This window comes from Prosthecobacter sp. Pr1, from assembly GCF_057652315.1.
In genome coordinates, this window is the sequence record NZ_JBYFBS010000015.1 from 19,200 (window position 1) to 39,808 (window position 20,609).

Below are 20,609 nucleotides of genomic sequence, written 5' to 3' on the forward strand. Positions count from 1 at the left end.
TCCGCCATGCCACCCGATGCCAATTCCCGCAGCTTGCGTGATCTGCTTTCCGCCCTTAGGCGCGGGCTGATCGATGCGAGTGAAGCGCGTTCCGCCATGACACCGGGTGGTTCGGTGATCGCACGCTTGGAGCGCGGCAATGCGCTGGAGGCAGGCGGTCTTGCAGACTTGCTTGGGCTGGACAGCGGCTCACAGGAAGAGGCCGATCTCACCCGCCAACTCCAGCACGAGTGCCGTTTTTTGGAGCAGGTGCCCTTTCAGCCCGGAGCCTGCATCGGCGGGAAATATGAGGTGCTCAAAATCCTGCATGGGGGGTTCGGGCTGGTGTACCTCTGCCGCAGCCTCGGACCGGAAACTTATCAGCGAGGGGATTCGCTCGCCGCATTGAAGAGCCCGCTGCCGCAGCATCTGACTGATCCGGATCTGTGCGAGCAATTCGTGGCGGAAGCTGTGAACTCCGTGGCGCTCACGTTGCATCCCAACCTCGTGCTCGCCTACGGCGTGGAAACGCACAACCGCATTCCCTTCCTCGTGATGGAGCACATCACCGGCGGGCGGACTTTGGCGGAGGAGATAGCGAAGGGCCGTACTGACTGGCGCAGTACTCTGCGTCATGGTCTCGGCATGGCGCGCGGACTGGCACATGCCTTCAAAGAGGAGCAGCTGGTGCATGGCGATCTGAAGCCTGCCAATGTACTGATCACCGCCGATGGCGTGGCGAAGGTCAGCGACTTCGGGCTTTCGCTCACCGGAGGCGATACCGGTCCTGCGGGACTCATTGCCGGCACGGACGGCTTCATGGCTCCTGAGATGGTGGCGCTGCGTTCGGGCCGCAGCATCGCGGCAGACGTGTATGCCTATGGCGTCACACTGCTGTGCGCGGTGCTTGGTCACTTTCCGCAGGCAGCATGTCCTGCGGAGCTCTGCACCACCGCCCGCATGCCGGAGCCGCTGGCCGTGCTGCTGCGGGAGTGCCTCGCCATTGATCCCGCTGCACGGCCCGCGAATTTCCAGGTCATCGCTTCACGTTTGGAGGCCATGTTCACCTCGCTGCTCGGAGCACCGCCTCCACGCACGACGGCTCCTGATTCACCGCTGCAGACGGATGCTATGGTCAATGCCGCGCAGACCTGGCTCAATCTCGGTCAGCCGCGCAAAGCCCATGCCGAGGCTGAACGTGCGCTGCGCCTGAACCCCGCCAACTGGAAGGCGCATCAGATTCAAAGCTGCATCCACATGGAACGGCGTGAGTTCGACACCGCATTTCGCAGTGCCGCGAAAGCCCACCAGCTGGCCTCTGACGAACCCGGCCCTCCGGCCAATCTCGCGCAAGCCGCGATGGGTCTTGGCCGCCGTGAGGATGCTTTGAGCTGGCTGGATCAGGCGCTCGAGCTCGCCTATGAATCCAACCGCATGGGCGAACTGGATGGCACCTCGCATCTTTTCATCGAACTTTTGCCCGCAGAGCAGGCCTGCAGCGTGCTGGATGCCATCGTGACTTCTCAGCCCGGCGCAGCGATCACCTGGAACAATCGAGCCATCCTTATGCGGCGGATGAAACAGCCCGAAGAAGCGCTGGCCAGTGCCGACCGCGCCATCGCCCTCAATGCTGCGTATGCCAAGGCCTGGGTGAACCGCGCCAATGCGCTCATTGAGCTGCACCGGTTTGCGGAAGCACAGACCTCTGCCTCCAAGGCGCTCGATCTCGATCCCTGCCTGCCGGGTGCCTACTGCGCCAAAGCCACGGCACTGGCCCAGCTCAATCAGCTTGCTGAAGCCCGCGCCGTGATCCGCAGCGGCCAGTCCATTCTTCCTGCCGACCCGCTGCTCCAGAAAGCAGCGCAGATGTTTGCACGGTGATCCCGGCTGCGATCAGGCATGCTCCTTCAATTTGCCGAAGGAACCTCTCATGCGCATCGTTCCCTCGCCATGCGCCAACCAGCAGCCCTCATCCTTTCGTCATTTTTAGTTTTGGCTTCGTCATTCGCGGCAGAGCCGCCGCCAAACATCCTCTTCGCCATTGCTGATGACTGGGGACCGCATGCGAGCGCCTATGGCACGCCGTGGGTGAAGACGCCGAACTTTGACCGCGTGGCGAAGGAGGGGCTGCTCTTCAGCCAGGCATACACGCCGAATGCGAAGTGCGCGCCCTCACGCGCCTGCATCCTCACGGGGCGCAACTCATGGCAGCTCAAGGAGGCGGCAAATCACATCTGCTACTTCCCGCCAGAGTTTAAAGGCTGGGGCGAGGCCCTGGCGGAGAAGGGTTGGAATGTGGGTTACACCACCAAAGGCTGGGGCCCCGGTGTGGCGGTGGATGCGAATGGCAAGCCGCGCCAGATGACGGGCACGCCCTACAACAAGCGCAAAGCCGAACCGCCCACACCCGAGATCCTGAACTGCGACTACGCGGCCAACTTCAGCGACTTCCTCAATGCCGCACCTGCCGGCAAGCCCTGGTGCTTCTGGTATGGCAGCGTGGAGCCGCACCGAGGTTATGAATTCGGCAGCGGTGTGGCGAAGGGCGGTAAAAAGCTCACGGACATCGATCACGTGCCTGCCTACTGGCCGGACAACGAGGTGATCCGCAATGACATGCTCGACTACGCCTTTGAGGTGGAGCACTTCGACCGGCATCTAGGGCGCATGATCGCCGATCTCGAAAAGCGAGGCCTGCTGGAAAACACACTCATCATCGTCACCGCAGATCACGGCATGCCCTTCCCGCGCAGCAAAGGCAACGCTAATGTGCAGGCCAATCATGTGCCGCTGGCCATGATGTGGAAGAAGGGTATTCTTCAACCGGGCCGCACGCTGAGCGATTTCGTGAGCTTCGTCGATCTCGCGCCCACGCTCGTTGAAGTGGCCGGTTTGAAATGGGGAGACACCGGCATGGCGGAGTCACCGGGCCGCAGCCTGATGGATCTCTTTGCCAACAAGCCCGCGCATGTGCGTGATCATGTGCTCATCGGCAAAGAGCGCACCGATGTGGGCCGCCCGCATGACTGGGGCTATCCGATTCGCGCCATTGTGACGAAGGACAGCGTCTTCATCGAAAATTTCGAGCCCTCGCGCTGGCCCGGCGGCAATCCCGAGACCGGCTACATGGACTGCGATGCCGGAGCCACGAAGAGTTTCATCATCGACGCGCACCGCAAAAATCCTGCCGATCCGTTCTGGCAGCTTTGTTTTGGATTGCGCCCTGGTGCGGAGTTCTATGACCTCAAGTCCGACCCCGATTTCGTGAAGAACTCGCCCGCTGATCCACGCGCCACAGCACTGCGTGAGCAGCTTCACACCGAGCTCAAAGCACAGGGCGATCCGCGCATGTTTGGCCAGGGCGAGATCTTCGACAAATACGAGCACGCCTCCAAAGCGAATGTTGGATTCTACGAGAAGTTCATGAGCGGCAAGCCCATGAAAGCCGGATGGATCAACCCCAGTGACATTGAACCCAAGCCCGTCCTGCCATGAGATTTTCTTTTCTGCTCATCCTTGTTTCGTCGTTCTGCGTTTTGCAGTCGTCATTTTCGGCCCCGCCGAACATTCTTTTCATTCTCTCCGACGATCACAGCTACCCCTTCATCCACTGCTACGGACGTGAGGAGATGAAGACGCCGAACCTTGACCGCTTCGCCGCCGAGGGGATCATGTGCCGGCGCATGTTCACGGGTGCGCCGCAGTGCGTGCCTTCGCGTGCCACGATTATGACCGGGCGCTCGCCGGTGGCCTGCCGCATCACGCGGTTTTCATCACCGCTGCCGCGGGATGAGATCACCTTTCCGGAGATCTTGCGGAAGGACGCAGGCTACTTTGTTGGCTGCTGCGGACGGACGTATCATCTCGATGGTTCGGGGCGCAGCCCGGAGGCATCCGCGCAGGTGTTTGATGAGCATCACATGGTCACCTTCAAGGATCGCTTTAACTATGTCGATGCGAGCGGTCAGGAGAATGTGCCGGCGAAGATGAATGAGTTCTTTGACCAGCGTCCGAAGGACAAGCCTTACTTCCTGTGGGTCGGTTTCAGCGATCCGCATCATGCCTGGAACACCGGCAAAAATCCGCCTGACCCCGCGAAGCTCAAGGTGCCCGGTTTTCTGCCGGACCTGCCTGGCGTGCGCAGCGATCTCTCCGCCTACGAAGGGGAGATCGAGCATTGCGACGGCGATTTTCAGCGCGTGCTCGACATCGTCAAAGAGCGCGCCGGACTGGAGAACACGCTCATCATTTTCATGGGAGACAACGGCATGGCATTCCCCAGCGGCAAAGGCTCGCTGCATGATCCCGGATTGAACGTGCCGCTGCTCGCGTGGTGGCCGGGTGTGATCAAACCGGGAGGCGACTCCAGCGCGCTGATCTCTGGAGAAGACATCGCGCCCACCTGCCTCGAAGCCGCCGGACTGCCGGTGCCCGAGCGCATCAGTGGCGTGAGTTTTCTGCCGCTGCTCAAAGGCGCGAAGTTTGAAAAAGAGCGCCAGCACATCTTTGCCGAACGCGGTCCGCATGGCAGCGCCACCTTCAATGAAAGCACCACCGCCAGCGGGGTGGACTACAGCCGCTGCGTGCGCAGCGCGCGCTACAAGCTCATCTACAACGTCACCCCGAACCTGCGCTACACGCCTGTGGACAGTGCGGGCGATCCGAGCTGGAAGGACATCACCCAAGCGCACGAGGACAAGACGCTGGCGACCGAGTTTGAAGATCTCTGGTTCACGAGTCCGCGCCCTGTGTATGAACTTTACGACCTCAAGGAAGACCCGAATGAGCTGCACAATCTCTACGGCCAGAAAGGTCTGGAGGAAGCCACGCTGGAGCTGAAGACTGCGCTCCAAAGGAAGATGATCCTCGACTTCGATTATCTGCCGCTGCCCATCGCTGGTGAGGCGAGGCCCAAGGGCAAGGCGCAGGCGAAAAACAATCCCAACCGCGCCGAGCAGTTCAAGAGACTCGACATCGATCATGATGGCAAACTCAGTCGTGAGGAGTTCAGCGCCAAACGCGATCCCGCCGATGCCGCCGCATGGTTCAAAGCCCGCGATGTGGATGGCAACGGCTCCATCGACGCCGCCGAATACACCGCCAGCACCGTGCCCAATCCACCCAAATAATGATGCTTATGAAACGCCTCCTCATCTTCCTCACTCTCTGCCTCTCTCTGCGCGCCGACTTCATCATCCCGGTCTTTTCCGACGACTTCTCCCGTGATGAAGCCACGCCGGGCAAGGAGGACATCGGCAACGGCTGGACCAGCAACAGCGCGTGGCGCGCCAAGGGGCATCAGCAGGTGGATCTCATCGACGGCTACATGCATGTGACCAAGCATGCCGAGGCTGATCATGGCGTGGCGATCTTTCACGCGGCGGAGTTTCAGGACGGCATCGTGCAGTTGAAGTTCCGGCTGGGAGAAGGCGATGATCTCGGTGTCGATTTCGTGGATCGTGAGCTCAAGACCGTGCACGCGGGACATCTCTGCATCGCACGTGTGACCAACAAGGCGGTGACAATCACCGATTCGAAGACCGGCGGCATGGACAACGAGATCCGCGCCCGCCGCGAGAAAGGCGACAAGTCACCTGAACTCGCCGCTCTCCTCAAATCCAAAACCAAATCCTTCAAGCTCGACCTCAAGCCCAACGAATGGCACAGCATGAACATCAAGATCGTCGGCGACCAGATGACCGTCCGCATCGACGATCTGGAAGCCGTTTCATTCAGCAGCAAAGGCATCGCCCATCCAACGAAACGAATGATCACCCTCGCCGTGAACAAATCGGCGGATGTGGATGACGTGAAGGTTTCGAAACTGAAGTGAGTTTTTAACTCCTGCCATGCGCTTCATCCTCTTCCTCGGTCTCTTCGCCACGGCGTCTTTGGCGCAATCCCAGCATGAGGTTGTCCCTGGCTGGCCGCAGTTGCCGGAGGGCATGTGCTCGGCCTTTGTGCCGGGGTCGGTGTCGATGCGCAGAACCGCGTGTACGTTTTTCATCGCAGCGGCCGGGTGTGGTCCAAGCCGTTTCCCAAAGAGGCCATCGCTGCGCCAACCGTGAGTGTGTTTGATGGCGCGACGGGACGGCTTCTCAATAGGTGGGGGGCGAAGCGCTTCATCATGCCGCATGGGCTCACGGTGGATCACGCGGGCAATCTCTGGCTCACGGATGTGGGCCTGCATCAGGTCTTCAAATGTTCGCCGACTGGCGAGGTGCTGCTCAGCTTGGGCGGGGCGGGTGTGCCCGGCAGCGATGACAAGCATTTCAATCTGCCCACGGATGTGGCGGTGCTTTCAGACGGCTCTTTTTACGTGAGCGACGGCTACCAAAACACGCGCGTGATGAAATTCACCGCTGACGGCCGCTTTGATTTTCAATGGGGCACGAAAGGCCGTGGGCCGGGTGAGTTTCATCTGCCGCATGGCATCACCGTGGATGCGCAGGGACGCGTCATTGTCTGTGACCGCGAGAATGAACGGCTGCAGGTCTTCGATGCGAAGGGGGCATTCCAGCATGAATGGAAAGGCCCGCAGATCGGCAAACCGTATGGCATTGCTACTGCTCCTGACGGCCATCTGTTCGTCATTGATGGCGGTTCTCCCTCCTTGAAGCCGCAGATGCGGGGCAAGGCGGTGGAGCTGGATCCTGCCGGGAAGGTGCTGGACACCTTTGGCAGCCACGGCAAAGCAGCCGGGCAGTTTCAGCTCGGGCATGACATTGCGGTTGGCCCGGATGGTGCGGTTTATGTCGCTGAAGGAACCGGTGCGCGGGTGCAGAAGTTTGTGCGCAGGAAAGCGGCGGAGTGATGGTTGCCTCACCTCTCACACTGGTTCGGTGTTCGGACCAAGGGTTTGCTGCGAAAGCAAACACAGCGCTCGCGTAATCTCCAGCATCATGACTAATCGACGCCGCTTTCTTGCCACCACGACCTCCGCACTTGCCTTTCCGTTCATCGCCCGGGGAGCCGCGCCTGTAGCGAAGATCATTGAGACCAAGGTGATCTCCCAGCAGCCGGAATTTTATCATGGCTGGCCGACCGTGGTGCGCAGACAAAATGGCGAGCTGTGGGTTTCGTGGTCCGGCGGCCGTGAATCGCATGTGTGTCCCTTTGGGCAGGTGCATGCCATGACCTCGCGTGACAACGGCGCCACCTGGACCTGGCCGCGTGTGCTGCTGGACACGGCAACGGATGATCGCGACTCCGGTGTGCTGGAGACGGCCAAGGGCTCTCTCATTGTCAGCACCTTCACCTCGCTGGCCTATGAAGATCATTTCAAGAAGGCCAGCACCTTTGCCGAGCACACGGACAAGGGCTGGACCTCGAAAACCATGCCGCAGGAACAGTTTGTGAAGTGGAAGGCTGCGCATGAGCGCCTCAATGATGAAGAGCGCAAAGCGGAGCTCGGCGAATGGGTGATCCGCTCCACCGATGGCGGCAAGTCCTGGTCCACCCGCATCCCCACCATCGTGAACAGCCCGCATGGCCCCATCCAGCTCAAGGATGGACGCTTGCTCTATGCGGGGAAACAACTCTGGACCACCGACAAAAAGGTCGGCGTGGCGGAGTCGAAGGACGACGGCCAAACCTGGCAGTGGCTGGCGGAAATCCCCACGCGCAAAGGAGACAACGCCGTCAGGTCGTATCACGAACTGCATGCGGTCGAGGCGGCGGACGGCACGCTGATTGCGCAGATCCGCAATCACAATGACGCCAACAAGGGCGAGACGCTGCAGACGGAGTCCAAGGACGGCGGCAAGACCTGGAGCGAACCACACAGCATCGGTGTGTGGGGGCTGCCCACCCATCTGCTGCGCCTGCGCGACGGCCGCCTTGTTATGACCTACGGCCACCGCCGCAAGCCTTATGGCAATCAGGCCCGCATCAGCAGCGACAACGGGCAGACTTGGAGCGAAGCCATGATCCTCTCCGGCGATGGCATTGGCGGTGATCTCGGTTATCCCAGCACCGTCGAGCTGGCCGATGGGACGCTGCTGAGCGTGTGGTATGAGACGATGAAGGAGCCGAAGCTGGCGGTGCTGAGGCAGGCCACGTGGCGGATCGAGTGAGGGCGGCTCAAGGAGGGGAGCGCGGAATGAATTCCGTGCTCCTTGTGCAGCAGCACGGCACTGCGCTACATTGCGATCCTGCCATGAAATGTTTTCTGCTCCTGTCTGTCTTCCTCTTTGCGCTGTGCAAGCTGCATGCGCAAACCACACCACCCGAAGCCGCGCCTGCCCAGCTCAAACTCAACGCACCGCTCGATTACCAGGTCTTTCAACGCAGGGATGCTCACCAAGGGAACATCACGATCTCCGGCGTGTTCGCACAGATGCCGAACGAGGTCTTGGTACGATCCGTGGTGAATGGACAAACCAGTGGCTGGACACCGCTCAAGGCAGCGATCAATGATTTGTCATTCAGCGCAGGATATGAACTGCCCGCAGGTGGCTGGCACCGGCTCGAACTTCGCACCAAGCTGAACGGCAAGGTGATCGAAGAGGCGACGGTCGAACACGTCGGCATTGGTGAGATTTTCATTGTCGCCGGTCAGTCAAACTCGGCGAACCACGGTGAAGAAAAGCAATCCACGCAGACAGGTCGTGTCTCGGTCTGTGATGGCCGGCGCTGGCAGCTTGCGAACGATCCGCAGCCCGGCGCCAGCGGCCAGGGCGGCAGCTTCATGCCGCCGCTTGGCGATGCACTGGTGGAGAAATTCAAGGTGCCGGTCGCCTTCATCCCCTGTGGTATCGGGGCGACCAGTGTGCGGGAATGGCTGCCGAAAGGCGTGCCGTTTCCGCAACCTCCAACGATCGAATCCCGTGTGCAGAAGCTCCCCGACGGCGAGTGGGAAAGCAACGGCACGGCCTATGCCAGATTGCTTCAGCTCATGCAGGGCGCCGGCCAGCATGGCTTTCGTGCCGTGCTCTGGCATCAGGGCGAGAGTGATGCGAACCAGAAGGACCCAAATCGCACACTGCCAGGAAAGATGTATCGCGAGCATCTGGAAAAAATCATTGCCAGCTCCCGCCGCGACATCGGCTGGCAGGCTCCGTGGTTTGTCGCCCAGGCCAGCTACCATGTGCCGGGAGATGAAGGCTCCCCCGACATCCGCTTGGCACAGGCATCCCTGTGGCGGGACGGCATCGCTCTCGCTGGGCCGGACAGCGATGCCCTCAAGGGCGAACTCCGCGAGCGAGGTGGCAAGGGCGTGCACTTCAGCGGCGCAGGCCTGCGTGAGCATGGCAGCCGTTGGGCCGCTCAAATCATTCCCTGGCTGGAGCGGGAGTTGAAATGAAGTGTTCTGCGCGAAAGACTCGGGCCTGCCGCCCGCTTCTTATGTCCATGCTACTCCGCCATCTCCTGCTCTCCACGATATTCATCACTCCGTGTCTTGCTGAATCCAACTGGCCGCAGTTTCGGGGTGAGGGCGGGCTTGGGCTCGGCACGGGGAACCCACCGGTGGAGTTTGGTGCGGGGAAGAATGTGAAGTGGCAGGTGGAGGTGCCGTTTGGGCATTCGTCGCCGTGCCTCTGGCAGGACAAAATCGCGCTCACGGGGCTGGATGGCGGTAAGCTGGTGACGCTTTGCCTGAGCCGGAAGGACGGGCATGAGCTGTGGCGTGCGGCGTCCCCGGCGGAAAAGGTGGAAGGCGCGCACCGCATCGGAAGCCCGGCCACTCCGACGTGCTGCACGGATGGTGAGCGATTGATCACTTACTTCGGCTCATACGGTGTGCTGGCGTATGACTGGAATGGCAAGGTGCTGTGGCAGAAGCCGCTGCCTGCGCCGATCGTGGAGTTTGGCACCAGTGCCTCGCCCATCATCGCGGATGGCAAGGTGATCATCGTGGCGGATCAGGATGTGGGCAGCTACATGATCGCGCTGGATGTGAAGACGGGTGAGCCCGTGTGGCGCGTGGATCGCAGCGAATTCCGCCGGAGTTTTTCCACGCCGTTCGTGTGGAAGCATGATGGCATCGAGGAACTCATCGTGAGCGGATCGCTGCGGACGCGCAGCTATGATCTCAAGGACGGCAAGCTGCGCTGGTCTGCCAGCGGCATGGCGCGTGTGTCGAATACGAGCCCCATTGCGGTGGGGGATGTGCTGATCGTCTGCGGCTGGAACGCGGGCGGGGATCCGGATGACCGTGTAGAGATGGAGCCGCATGACGCCTTCCTTGCTGCGCATGATGCGGACAAAAACGGTCTGCTCAGCGAGAAGGAGTTTCCCGAGGGCCCCTTGCGCGACCGCTTCACGATCATCGATGCGGACAAGAACGGCACGGTCAACCAGGCCGAGTATGACGCCATGCGCGACATCTTCGCCAAGGCGGCGAACCAGCTCTTTGCCATCAAGGCCGGTGGCAGCGGCGACATCACGGACACGCATGTGATCTGGCGGCAGACGAAGCAACTGCCGTATGTGTTTTCTCCCGTCATTGCCAACGGGCGCGTCTTCACGGTGAAAGGTGGCGGGCTGGCCTCAGCGTATGATGCGAAGAGTGGCAGCCCGATCTTCCAAGCAGAGCGGCTTGATGCTTCCGGCGAGTACTATGCTTCTGCGGTGACTGCGGATGGGCGCGTGTATGTGACGTCCCAGCGTGGCGTCGTCTCGGTGATGGATGCGGCGACTGACACGCTGAAGGTGCTGGCGAAGAATGATCTCAAAGCGCCTGTGTTCGCCTCGCCTGCGATTGTGGATGGCGTGATCTATGTGCGCACGAACAAGCACCTGTGCGCTTTCGGTCACTGAGAGATGCGCTCATTGCGAATCAGCAGCCAGAACGCGGCGGCAATGATGTAAAGTGCGCCAAAGCCGGCCAGCACGGCATTCCAGCCACCGGCGTGGGCGAGCAGCCAGGGCACGAGGATGGGGAAGGCTGCGGCGCCCAGATTGCCGCACATGTTGGTCGTCGCGCTGAGGGTGGCCACATGGGGGCCGCCGATGTTCATCACGGTGGCGCCGAGGCAGGGATTGGCCGTGGCGGCGCAGAACATGCCCACGCTGATCACCAGCACGGCGATCACCGGATTCGCGACAAACCAGGCGCAGAAAATCAAACCTGCACACAGCAGCAGGGCGGTGGCGGTCAGGCCCTGCCGCGCAAGGCGCTGGCTGCCCGTCCGGCGCAGCAGCGCATCTGACAGCAGGCCGCCGGCCATGCAGCCCGTCACATCGGCCAGCAGCGGCAGTGTGGTGAGCCAGCCGGAACCGAGGATGGTCACCCCGCGTGCCTCCTGCAGGTAGGTGGCAAACCAGCTGGCAAAGAAAATGTACCCTGCCGCACGGCAGAACTGCTGGATACACAGGCACCACAGCGCCGGACTCCGCAGCAGCAGCCCCCACGGCACGCGCGGAGTTTCTGCGGGCTCATGCGGAGCGTCCTGTTCGATCTGTGCGCGTTCGGCGGCATTCACCGCCGGATGGTCCGCAGGCCGGTTCCGGTACCAAATCGCAAACCACGCCGCCCACAGAACGCCGGGCACGGCATACCACACGAACATCCAGCGCCAGCCGATGCTCACCACGAGCCAGGCCGTCAGCGGCGCGGCGATGATGCTGCCCACGGACATGAAGCCGCTGAAAGCACCCGAGGCCGAGGCCTGGGCCGTGCGTGGAAACCAGCGCGCCATCACCGTGGTGCCCACGGGCACCAGTCCGGCCTGCGCCATGCCCATGAAGGCGCGTGCGCCCGTCATCACGGCCAGATTTCCCCAGGCCAGACACGCGGTCGCCAAGGACCACAGCACGCCAAACAGCGACAACGACCAGCGCGAGCCCAGCCGCTGCGCCAGCATGGCCGCAGGGATCTGACACAGCGCATAGGGCCAGAAGAACGAGCTCATAAGCATGCCCGACTGCTCCTTGGTGATGCCGAGCTCCGCACGGATGGTGCTCTCCGCCGGTCCCACGCCGTTGCGCGTGAAATACGCCAGCGCCGCCCCCGCGCAGATGCCTGCGAGGACGATGAAGCGTGTGCGGGTGGGTTTCATGGCGTGAAGATCACCAGTCCGCGACGCCACCATCGGGGCTGAACTCACGCAGCACGATCTCCTGCTGGAAGGGATGCTTCTTCACTTCCGCTTCGTTGATCGTGATGCCGAGTCCGGGCTTGGTGTTCGGGCGGACGATGCGGCCTTGTTTTTCGATGATGAAGCCTTCCTCCACGACGTCCTGGCGCCACGGCACATCGTTGTGGACGGTTTCGCAGATGATGTAACTGGGCTGTGAAAAGCCGAACTCCAGTGAGGCGGCGGTGCTCACGGGTCCTTGCGGATTGTGCGGTGCGAGAGAGATGCGATGCGCCTCTGCCAGCGCGGCGATGCGCTTGGCGGCACTCAGCCCGCCGCAGTGGGTGATGTCGAGCTGGCAGATCTCGACCGCGCGTTTTTCAAACATGTCCTTGAAGGCCTCCAGGTTCGTCACGCGCTCGCCACTGGCCACGGGTGTGGTGAGTGCGGCATTGATGCGGGCGAGTCCGTCCACGCATTCGGGCCAGCAGGGTTCTTCGAAGAAGTAGAGGCCGAAATCATCCAGGGCTTTGCCAAACTTTAGCCCCATTGCGGGTGAGGGCCGCGCATGGCAGTCCACCATGATGTCGATGTCCGGCCCCACGGCATCCCGCATGGCGGCCACGGCGGCGGCAGCGGCGCGCACGGGCTTCTGGCCCTCGATGGGCATTGTGCTGGGCACCGCCATGCTTTTGAAGGCGGTGTAGCCATCTGCCACGGCGGCCTGTGCCAGCTCCGCGAAGCGTTTGGCGTTGTCGGCAGGTGTTTGATAAAAGTCCTCCATCTTGCCGCCGCCGAGGTGGCAGTAGGTGCGCACAAAATCACGCACCGGACCGCCGAAGACCTTGGAGAGCGGCATGTTCGCCACCTTGCCCACGATGTCCCACAGCGCGAGGTCGATGCCTGCGATGGCCGTGGCGCGCACGATGCCGTGCCCATGCCAGAAGTGCTGCCGGTACATCACCTGCCAAAGGTACTCCACCCGCGTCGGGTCTTCGCCGATGAGGAGATGCGACATGTCCTCGATGGCACCAACAATGCTGCGCGTGTGCCACTCCAGCGTCGCCTCGCCCCAGCCGATGAGACCGGGCTGGTCCGTGACGACCTTGACGAAGATCCAGTTTCGCATCCGCGCGTGGCAGACGAGTGTTTCGATGGCGGTGATTTTCATGGGTGGATAGTGGTGGGCAAGTCTTGGGTTCGAGTTTGAAGCCAGCTTTCATAGGCAGATGCCATGCTGGCGGCGGCATCGGTTGGATCAACACCTCCGACCAAGGTTGCCAGTCCTGGGCAAAAGACATCGCCATCAAGACAAGGTTCGCGGTCAATCAATCGCAACGCTGCACGCAATGCCCTGCCCGCGTGGGAGGCTGGGACTGTTTCGGGTATTTCCATCGTTGGAGCTACGATCAGGTATGGAATCTTTTCATGGCCCGTGCTCACTGCCAGCGCGGCACCCACAGGAAGCATTCCCTCGGGTCTGCGTTGAATGGCTGTTTGCACGGTGGACTGAATCGATGGCCCAAAGAAATGATAATAGGCCGCATCCATCCCGCCATCCATGTACCCGAAGCTGTTGGCAGGAGAGATGACACAATGCGAAGCTGCGGCGAGGATGTCGCCACAGATAACTTCAACCTCTTCGTGACTGGCAAACGCAGCCGCAAGGGCGTCGGCGACTGCTTGATTGATGTCCACGAAATGGAGTCTCATGGCAGGTCTTGCAGTCGTTTGGAAAGGGATTCGATTAACTGCTCCAGACTGCCAGCTGCGACAACAGCGATGGTCTCCTGATAGATGCCGGTGTCGTAAAGCTCACGCGGTGGCAGGTAGGAGGCGCCCCAGTCGGCGGCGATGGTGGCGACGATGATGACTTGATCCGGGAAACGGCGGCGCAGTTCGGTTTGCAGGAGGCTGTAGCTCTCTCCCTGCACGCCGACCCATACTGCATCGCCCATGTGCCAGACGACGACTTGCAGCGGGTAGCGGTCTCCCGGCGGAAGCTGGTGGAGACGATGCAGCAGGCGGGTTTTGCGCTCGCTCATCGCACGGCATTCGGCCGCGCGGGGCTCATCGCCAGCGGCGCGCGCGGCGGCCTCGGCGGCCTGGAATTGATCGAGTTCGGCCTGCACCTGCGCCACGGTGGGCTGGCCGGGGCGGTAGTGCAGCGGTTCGTGCCAGCGCTGGAGCTTCCACCCGGCTTTGGTGTCCAGATCGATCTTCTCGTGCTTCCACGCGCCGAGGGTCGCGCCGGAGACGACGGGGCCTTGATAAACGAAGGTGGTGCCTGCGGCGGGCAGTGCGGTGAGGGTGGAGAGCGCGGCGTAACCCAGCTCGCGACCGTTGCGATCCGCGACGGCGGTGTCGCCGACGAAGCCCTCGCGCGGGCCGAGCTCGCCGCTGGCACCTTGCAGAAACAGGCAGGGCGCGGAGGTCTCGCGCTCCACGAGCTCGCGCATCGCGCCGATGTAGTCGGGGCTGATGAGCGTGTTCTCCCACGCGAGCGTGGTGGGATGGCAGGCGTAGTTCACGATGCTGGCGAGCATCCGCCCGTCATCCGTCGTCACGCGTGCCACGATCACGCTGTCATCCGCAGGCACGCCGGGATTGTGGCCGCAGATGAACTGGCTGCCGTCCCAGAAATCGCGCTGCGTGGCCAGGCTGCAGCGGCCCCGGCCATAAACGATGCACGCCGGCACCAGCGAGGCGAGGCATTGCCGCACGAGCTGGCCTGCTTTCTCGCCCAGCGCATGCAGGTAGGGCGGGATCAAATCGCCACCTGGCAGTGCGGCGCGGTCCAGCCCCATGAGGCCCGCGCCATGGGTGTGGGAGAAGACCACGAGCACCTCCTCCGGCGCAACGCCGCCGATCGCGGCGGCTTGCTTGACGAGTTGCTCGTGCTCGGTGGCGCCCATCACGCAATGATCCAGCGCGAGGAGGATCTGCCGCTGCTTTGCATCCATGGACTCAAACACCGCCACCGTGGCCCGCAGCGGCCGGTGCACCCCGGTGGCGCGCTCATGCTTCGCCGCGCCCCACATGCGGTAGTAGATGTCCGCTGGAGGCGTGATGTCACACCACGCGAGCGCAAAGCGGCATCGGCTTTGCGGTGTGGGGTCTTCGGTGCGGGAGGGCTGGCGCATGAGACTTGGTAGAATGATGAGGGGTAAAATGATGAAAAGGCCCGAATCCTTCAAAACATCCTTTTACCCGTCATTATTTTACCGCCGGCTGCTTCGTGCTGCCATGAAGCTGTCTGCCTGTCCTTCTGGTCTGTTTGTCATACCAGAGATTATTTGACTATCTGGCTGCGTAGTTCTGCCATGAAGCTGATTCTCTTCTCCTGCCTGGTTCTTTGCTCCTTCTCTGCATTTGCTGCCGACGCCATCGACATCGGCTCCCGTCGCGAGCTGTTTGTGGATGACCTCCTCATCGCCAAACTGAGCGGCAAGGCGGAGCAACTGCTGCATCATCCGCAGATTCAGGAGATCGCTCTGGAGCATGACCTGCCGTGGGAGGGCAGCGGCAGCGGGTATCACAGTGTCTTCAAAGATGGAGACAAGTACCGCATGTACTACAAGAGCTGGCAGCTCACCGTGACAGCACCGGGCAAAGTGAACACCGGTGAGCATCCGCTCTTCACCTGCTACGCAGAGAGCGATGACGGCATCCACTGGCGCAAGCCGGAGCTGGGCCTGCATGACTTCAAGGGTTCGAAGGCCAACAACATCGTCATTCCCCATGGCAAGATGGGCAAGGTGGACCCCGATGGCGGTCATCCTGCCGTCTTCAAAGATGAAAATCCCGCCGCGCCTGCGGACGCGAAGTACAAGGCCATCGTGCGCTCGAATTCGCCGAAGGGACTGCTCGCGCTGAAATCGCCCGACGGCCTGCGCTGGTCGCCGATGGCAGATGCGCCTGTCATCACGGACGGCGCGTTTGATTCGCAGAACCTCGCATTTTGGGATGCGCACAGCGGGCAGTATCGTGCCTACTGGCGCTATTTCACCGGCGGCACCACGGATGAAAAGAACTGGAAGCCCACGGGAGACCGCGCCATCCGCACCGCGACCTCGAAAGACTTCATTCATTGGGAAAACCAGCACGATCTGAGCTACGTCGATTCCCCCAGCGAGCAGCTCTACACCAACCAGGTGAAGCCCTACCACCGCGCGCCGCATCTGCTGCTCGGCTTTCCCACGCGCTACACCGAGCGCGGCTGGTCCGACAGCATGCGCGCGCTGCCAGAGCGCGAGCACCGCGAATGGCGCTCCAAGGCCAGCGACCGCTACGGCATGGCCATCACCGAGGGTTTGTTCATGAGCAGCCGTGACGGCGTGAAGTTCAAGCGTTGGAACGACGCCTTCCTGCCGCCCGGCATCGAACGCCCCGGCACCTGGAACTACGGCCATCAGTACATCGCGTGGCATCCTGTGGAGACGAAGTCGGCGCTCGAAGGCGCGCCCAACGAGCTCAGCTTCTACGCCACCGAAAGCTACTGGACCGGCAAGAGCAGCCAGCTCCGCCGCTACACCCTGCGCCTCGACGGTTTTGTCTCCATCCGCGCTCCGATGAGTGGTGGCGAGCTGACCACGAAGCCCCTCACCTTCACCGGCAAGGCGCTCACGATGAACTTCGCCTCTTCCGCTGCGGGTGGCATTCAGGTGGAGATTCAGGATGCCGCTGGCAAGCCCATTTCTGGATTCGCGCTCGCCGATTCGCAGCCCGTCTTCGGTGATTCCATCAACCGCACCGTGACCTGGAAAAGCGGTAGTGATGTGAGCGCGCTCGCGGGGAAAGTCGTGAAGCTGCGCTTTGTGCTGAACGATGCGGATTTGTATTCGATCAAGTTTGAGTGAGGCGAAACTTTGACATTGTCGCTAAAATATTTGTTTCGAGTTTGACATTGTCAGACATCCGCTGTCTCATGCATTGGGAGAATGCATTATGCGTGATGACCTTCATAAATCCGCACCTGTTCGAGCCGTCTGGAAACGGTTCTTGCGCAGTTGCCTCAGAGAAGCAGAAAGAGGTGAGACTGCTGAACAGCGGTGTACCGAGGCATTGAGACAGGATTGCAATTCTGAATTTACGCCGAAGTTTTTGTCCGAATTGCGCCGCTTAGCCGCCGAAGCTGAATCCGACCTGTTTGGAGGCAATGTGCGTTATGCCAATTCTTCGGTGCCCCTCGGTGGTTCCGGCAGTGTCCTTGAAGAACAGTTGTTAACTTGCGTAAGGATGCAGGTTAAAACCAAAACCCTATCTTCTGAGACACTTAAAGACGCGATAACGGCAGTAATCAAACAACGTCTTTCAGCCATGGTAAACGCCGCGCATGGGCATGTGCAGCGTGAGGGCAAAGGGAGGGAGGCGGATAATACTCTAAAGGAAATTAGACGCTGCGCATCATTAGTCGTGCCTGGAGAAATTGCGCGTGAACTGATTGAGAATGGCGGGCATCTCGCAAAGCCAAAACGGGTGGCGTCCATGGTTTCATTGGACGAAAACCTCTTATCTTATTAATAGTCATGACTGAAGTCACTGAAGTTCAGGCTAGTTTTGATAAAATTAATCCTTCCAAAGGTAGCCATCTTTCATGCCTCATTGGCCGTGATGTTAAACTCTGTACAAAACGCCTTGAGAATTTCTGCTTTAAACCAGTCAGTGAACTCGATAACGAGTTAGTGTTGCTGGTTGGTGTGGTGTCATTTGCCGACCGATCTATTCGGCGGCACTTAAGTAAGGGCTGGTGTCGGCGAATTCGTATTGTTATGCCGGTCGGAAATCCCAGCTATTGGCAGCGCGCCACTATTAGGGATTCTCTAGAAGATGCCCTAAACTTCCTGACCGGTGATTCTTGGAGCTTTGAATTTATCCAACGTGATGAAAAGCTTCCAAAGTTAGACCAGCACGAACTTGATTTGAGTGCAGAAAATACCGTTGTGATACCTTATAGTCAATGGACTAGACTCTTTTGCGCAGTCTAAATTGCTTAAGCTTGATGGATTCGACCTCACCCCAATTCGAATCACAGCAGCCAATAAGGGTCTCTCTGGAAATAGGGATTGGATATATGATTCTGATGGGTCTCGATACAGGCGTGTTTCAGTGCCAGTTCACATCGCTGCAACAACCCACGCCGAGCCAACTTATCGCACTCGAACCTTTATTTTCTCGGTACTTGCGGGCCTGACTGCTCATTTGGCGAGTTCACAATATATTGTGATACCGGAGGCCGGTCAAGGCTCGTTTGGGCCTTCCTTGATTCCTGTTGGCGGAGAGTCGCCTCATCGAGGTTCTCATCCTGGCTTTACTCGGCGAATGACCGCATTTTTTAATGCATTCTGGGGAGAAAAGATCGAAATCAAACATCCTCAAGTGTGGCGCACCAAAGGGCAGGTTTTACTACGCTTGTTCGAACATGACAGGCATGAGGGTTGGCTTTCTACACACTCGTGCTCACAGGGTCCACGGCAAATTCGCACAGAAAGACGTAAAATTTTGCACTGCGGACTCTGTGCAGGTTGCCTCCTTCGCCGGATGTCAGTCCATTCAGCAGGTTTGAAGGAGCCAACTGATCATTATTTTTGGCCTTATCTGAAAGCACCTTCATTGGAAAGAGCAATATGCGGCGATGCACGGCGCGGACCAAGCGAAAATGACTTTGATATTGCAGCACATGCGGTAATGGCTATGGAGCTATTAGCACGTGCAGCGGATTCGACACATGATGATATAATGTTTAGACAGACACTTTTTGAAGCATTTGATACTGATGAACTTGACGATGCTGGCTATAATTTACTCGGGCTTCTAAAAGCACATAGGAGTGAATGGCGCACATTTACAGGCAGTCTTCCCAGTGATGCCTGGATCAACCAACAGATAGCCGCGTTATGAACGCCGTTGATGCTATCAACCCCATCAAGTTGGGCGAGAGACTTCGTATCGCTCGTGCAAATGTAGGAATCAAACAAGAGGAGGCGGCACGTAAGGCGGACATCTCACGGACAACGTTAGTCGCTATTGAACAAGGGCAGCGAAGGATTCGTGGCGAAGAACTGCGTGAACTTGCTGGACTATATCGAGTTAGTATCAATGATCTTCTTCGCACAGAAGCAATTCATGTAGACCTAGAGACGAAGTTTCGCAAAATTGAGCGAAACGACGCATCTGAAAATCCAGCAGCCGATGCAATGCGCATATTAACTAAACTTGCTACCTCGGCTGCTGAGATCGAATCGCGAATGGGGCAGAGTGCATCTTTGTCCTACCCTCAAGAATATGTAATTCTTCCGGGCAGTCTTGACCAACAAGCCGAAGACCTCGCTTTGGAATTACGGCAGCGTCTTGGTTTGGGACTGTCTGCTATCAGCGACATTGTTTCATTGGTCGAAATGGAATTAGGAATTCGGATTTTTTTCCGTCCGCTAGATGGCTCGATTTCTGGCGCATTTGTATATGATCGATCAATAGGCGGCTGCATTCTCGTAAACTCTAACCATAGAACTGAACGTCAGATTCTGACAATCGTCCATGAACTTGGACACTTTATGTGCACAAGAAATTCTGCCGATGTTTGTCTTGGTGGTGTGGATGCTACGCGTGAAGAAAAATTTGTAACATTGTTTTCTGTAGCTTTTCTCATGCCTGCATCGGCTGTTCGGCGCCGATTTCGAGAGTTTGTGGGACGTGGTGGGGCCTTTACTGTCCGGCATCTCTTGCTCTTGGCCCATTCGTTCGGAACATCATTTGAGGCAATGGCCCGACGCCTTGAAAGCCTTGCTCTGATTCCTAAAGGAACATTTGATTCGCTCAAAGATCGCGGTTTCTCTCCCGAGAAGGCGAAGTCGGCAACCGGACTGGCTCCCATGCTCCCAATTTCGATGTCGCCACCTCGTTCAGCACTACTTGCAATAGAGGCTCATAGACGAGGGGTGCTTTCTGAAGGCCAATTAAGCGAAATGCTTGTGCTTGATCGTCTGCAACTTCGAAAGTATCTTGATTCGATGGGCGGGGAGGAAATGAACGATGAAATCACCTTCCCAACTTAGAGACGCTGACGCACCACTCTTTTTGGATACGAGTGTGGTGGTCAACTTGATCGCGAGCGGTAGCTTAGAAGACTTGTACCGGGCTCTTCATCGTCCTTTCTTGATTGAAAAGGCTGTCATAGCCGATATAGGGCGACAGTCACGTTTGAACAAAGATGATGCGCTCGCCATTTGTAAATTAACTGGAGCCGGGGTGCTTAAAGTCGCTAACATGACCGAGGAACAAACAGAAGACTTCCTTCGCCTCGTGGCTGCTCCGATCCCAGATGATTTAGGCGACGGCGAGGCAGCCACGATTGCGTGTGCAATCCATGGCGGATGTGCCGCAATCGATGATCTGAAAGCGCGCAGAATCATTTCACAGTCGTTTCCTTCCCTTGTTACCTACGGCACGCTAGATCTTCTGTGCTCCGAACAAGCATTTAGAGCGATGAGTGCAGATACCATAACACGAGCAGTCAAATCCGTTATCTTTGATGCCAGAATGAGTGTCCCACAAGAATGGAGGCTTTTTGTGTCTGCGCTTGTAAACGCAGACACCAATGAGCCTACATAG

18 protein-coding genes are annotated in these 20,609 nt (G+C 59.3%); 14 read left to right on the top strand and 4 right to left on the bottom strand.

Annotated elements, in window-relative coordinates; translation table 11 throughout:
* Window positions 1–6 precede the first annotated feature (6 nt).
* The 8 genes from AC24GY_RS20950 (at window position 7) to AC24GY_RS20985 (ending at window position 10,740) form a co-directional block, all read left to right on the top strand.
* Window positions 7–1,860 (top strand): serine/threonine protein kinase, encoded by a 1,854-nt coding sequence (locus AC24GY_RS20950; RefSeq protein ID WP_487686814.1) that lies wholly within the window; start codon window positions 7–9, stop codon window positions 1,858–1,860.
* Between the two features lie 18 nt (window positions 1,861–1,878).
* Window positions 1,879–3,474 (top strand): sulfatase family protein, encoded by a 1,596-nt coding sequence (locus AC24GY_RS20955; RefSeq protein WP_487686816.1) that lies wholly within the window; start codon window positions 1,879–1,881, stop codon window positions 3,472–3,474.
* Window positions 3,471–5,108 (top strand): sulfatase family protein, encoded by a 1,638-nt coding sequence (locus AC24GY_RS20960; RefSeq protein WP_487686818.1) that lies wholly within the window; start codon window positions 3,471–3,473, stop codon window positions 5,106–5,108. Before AC24GY_RS20955 ends, AC24GY_RS20960 begins: the two co-directional genes overlap by 4 nt.
* A gap of 8 nt (window positions 5,109–5,116) precedes the next feature.
* Window positions 5,117–5,812 (top strand): 3-keto-alpha-glucoside-1,2-lyase-like domain-containing protein, encoded by a 696-nt coding sequence (locus tag AC24GY_RS20965; RefSeq protein ID WP_487686819.1) that lies wholly within the window; start codon window positions 5,117–5,119, stop codon window positions 5,810–5,812.
* 159 nt (window positions 5,813–5,971) lie between these two features.
* Window positions 5,972–6,793: a peptidyl-alpha-hydroxyglycine alpha-amidating lyase family protein gene (locus AC24GY_RS20970; RefSeq protein WP_487686821.1), complete on the top strand. Its 822-nt coding sequence runs from the start codon at window positions 5,972–5,974 to the stop codon at window positions 6,791–6,793.
* A gap of 88 nt (window positions 6,794–6,881) precedes the next feature.
* The gene (locus tag AC24GY_RS20975; protein ID WP_487686824.1) at window positions 6,882–8,054 is read left to right on the top strand and encodes a sialidase family protein; all 1,173 of its coding nucleotides are present in this window, start codon (window positions 6,882–6,884) and stop codon (window positions 8,052–8,054) included.
* A gap of 83 nt (window positions 8,055–8,137) precedes the next feature.
* The gene (locus tag AC24GY_RS20980; protein WP_487686826.1) at window positions 8,138–9,283 is read left to right on the top strand and encodes a sialate O-acetylesterase; all 1,146 of its coding nucleotides are present in this window, start codon (window positions 8,138–8,140) and stop codon (window positions 9,281–9,283) included.
* 47 nt (window positions 9,284–9,330) lie between these two features.
* The gene (locus tag AC24GY_RS20985; RefSeq protein ID WP_487686829.1) at window positions 9,331–10,740 is read left to right on the top strand and encodes an outer membrane protein assembly factor BamB family protein; all 1,410 of its coding nucleotides are present in this window, start codon (window positions 9,331–9,333) and stop codon (window positions 10,738–10,740) included.
* On the opposite strand, the gene AC24GY_RS20990 is transcribed toward AC24GY_RS20985, so the two are convergent.
* From AC24GY_RS20990 to AC24GY_RS21005, 4 genes are read right to left on the bottom strand one after another with little or no spacing between them, the layout of a single operon-like run.
* The gene (locus AC24GY_RS20990) at window positions 10,734–11,981 is read right to left on the bottom strand and encodes an MFS transporter (RefSeq protein ID WP_487686831.1); all 1,248 of its coding nucleotides are present in this window, start codon (window positions 11,979–11,981) and stop codon (window positions 10,734–10,736) included. The genes AC24GY_RS20985 and AC24GY_RS20990 overlap by 7 nt on opposite strands.
* Window positions 11,982–11,991: 10 nt before the next feature.
* On the bottom strand, window positions 11,992–13,170 hold the full coding sequence (locus AC24GY_RS20995; protein ID WP_487686833.1) for an enolase C-terminal domain-like protein: 1,179 nt from the start codon (window positions 13,168–13,170) through the stop codon (window positions 11,992–11,994).
* Window positions 13,167–13,712 (bottom strand): macro domain-containing protein, encoded by a 546-nt coding sequence (locus AC24GY_RS21000; protein WP_487686836.1) that lies wholly within the window; start codon window positions 13,710–13,712, stop codon window positions 13,167–13,169. Before AC24GY_RS21000 ends, AC24GY_RS20995 begins: the two co-directional genes overlap by 4 nt.
* Entirely contained in the window at window positions 13,709–15,142 is a 1,434-nt protein-coding gene (locus AC24GY_RS21005; protein ID WP_487686838.1) for a neutral/alkaline non-lysosomal ceramidase N-terminal domain-containing protein, read from the bottom strand. Before AC24GY_RS21005 ends, AC24GY_RS21000 begins: the two co-directional genes overlap by 4 nt.
* 180 nt (window positions 15,143–15,322) lie before the next feature.
* On the opposite strand from AC24GY_RS21005, the gene AC24GY_RS21010 reads away from it, so the two are divergent.
* The 6 genes from AC24GY_RS21010 (at window position 15,323) to AC24GY_RS21035 (ending at window position 20,609) form a co-directional block, all read left to right on the top strand.
* Window positions 15,323–16,858, top strand: a complete 1,536-nt coding sequence (locus AC24GY_RS21010) for a hypothetical protein (protein WP_487686841.1) — start codon at window positions 15,323–15,325, stop codon at window positions 16,856–16,858.
* An 88-nt stretch (window positions 16,859–16,946) separates the two neighbouring features.
* Complete coding sequence (locus AC24GY_RS21015) at window positions 16,947–17,522, top strand: hypothetical protein (RefSeq protein WP_487686843.1); 576 nt, start codon at window positions 16,947–16,949, stop codon at window positions 17,520–17,522.
* 5 nt (window positions 17,523–17,527) lie between these two features.
* Entirely contained in the window at window positions 17,528–17,986 is a 459-nt protein-coding gene (locus AC24GY_RS21020; RefSeq protein ID WP_487686846.1) for a hypothetical protein, read from the top strand.
* A 334-nt stretch (window positions 17,987–18,320) separates the two neighbouring features.
* Window positions 18,321–18,899 (top strand): hypothetical protein, encoded by a 579-nt coding sequence (locus AC24GY_RS21025; RefSeq protein ID WP_487686848.1) that lies wholly within the window; start codon window positions 18,321–18,323, stop codon window positions 18,897–18,899.
* Window positions 18,896–20,053 carry an ImmA/IrrE family metallo-endopeptidase gene (locus AC24GY_RS21030; protein WP_487686851.1) on the top strand — a complete coding sequence of 386 codons (1,158 nt, stop codon included), beginning with the start codon at window positions 18,896–18,898 and terminating at the stop codon, window positions 20,051–20,053. The genes AC24GY_RS21025 and AC24GY_RS21030 overlap by 4 nt, the downstream gene beginning before the upstream one ends.
* Entirely contained in the window at window positions 20,031–20,609 is a 579-nt protein-coding gene (locus tag AC24GY_RS21035) for a PIN domain-containing protein (protein ID WP_487686854.1), read from the top strand. The genes AC24GY_RS21030 and AC24GY_RS21035 overlap by 23 nt, the downstream gene beginning before the upstream one ends.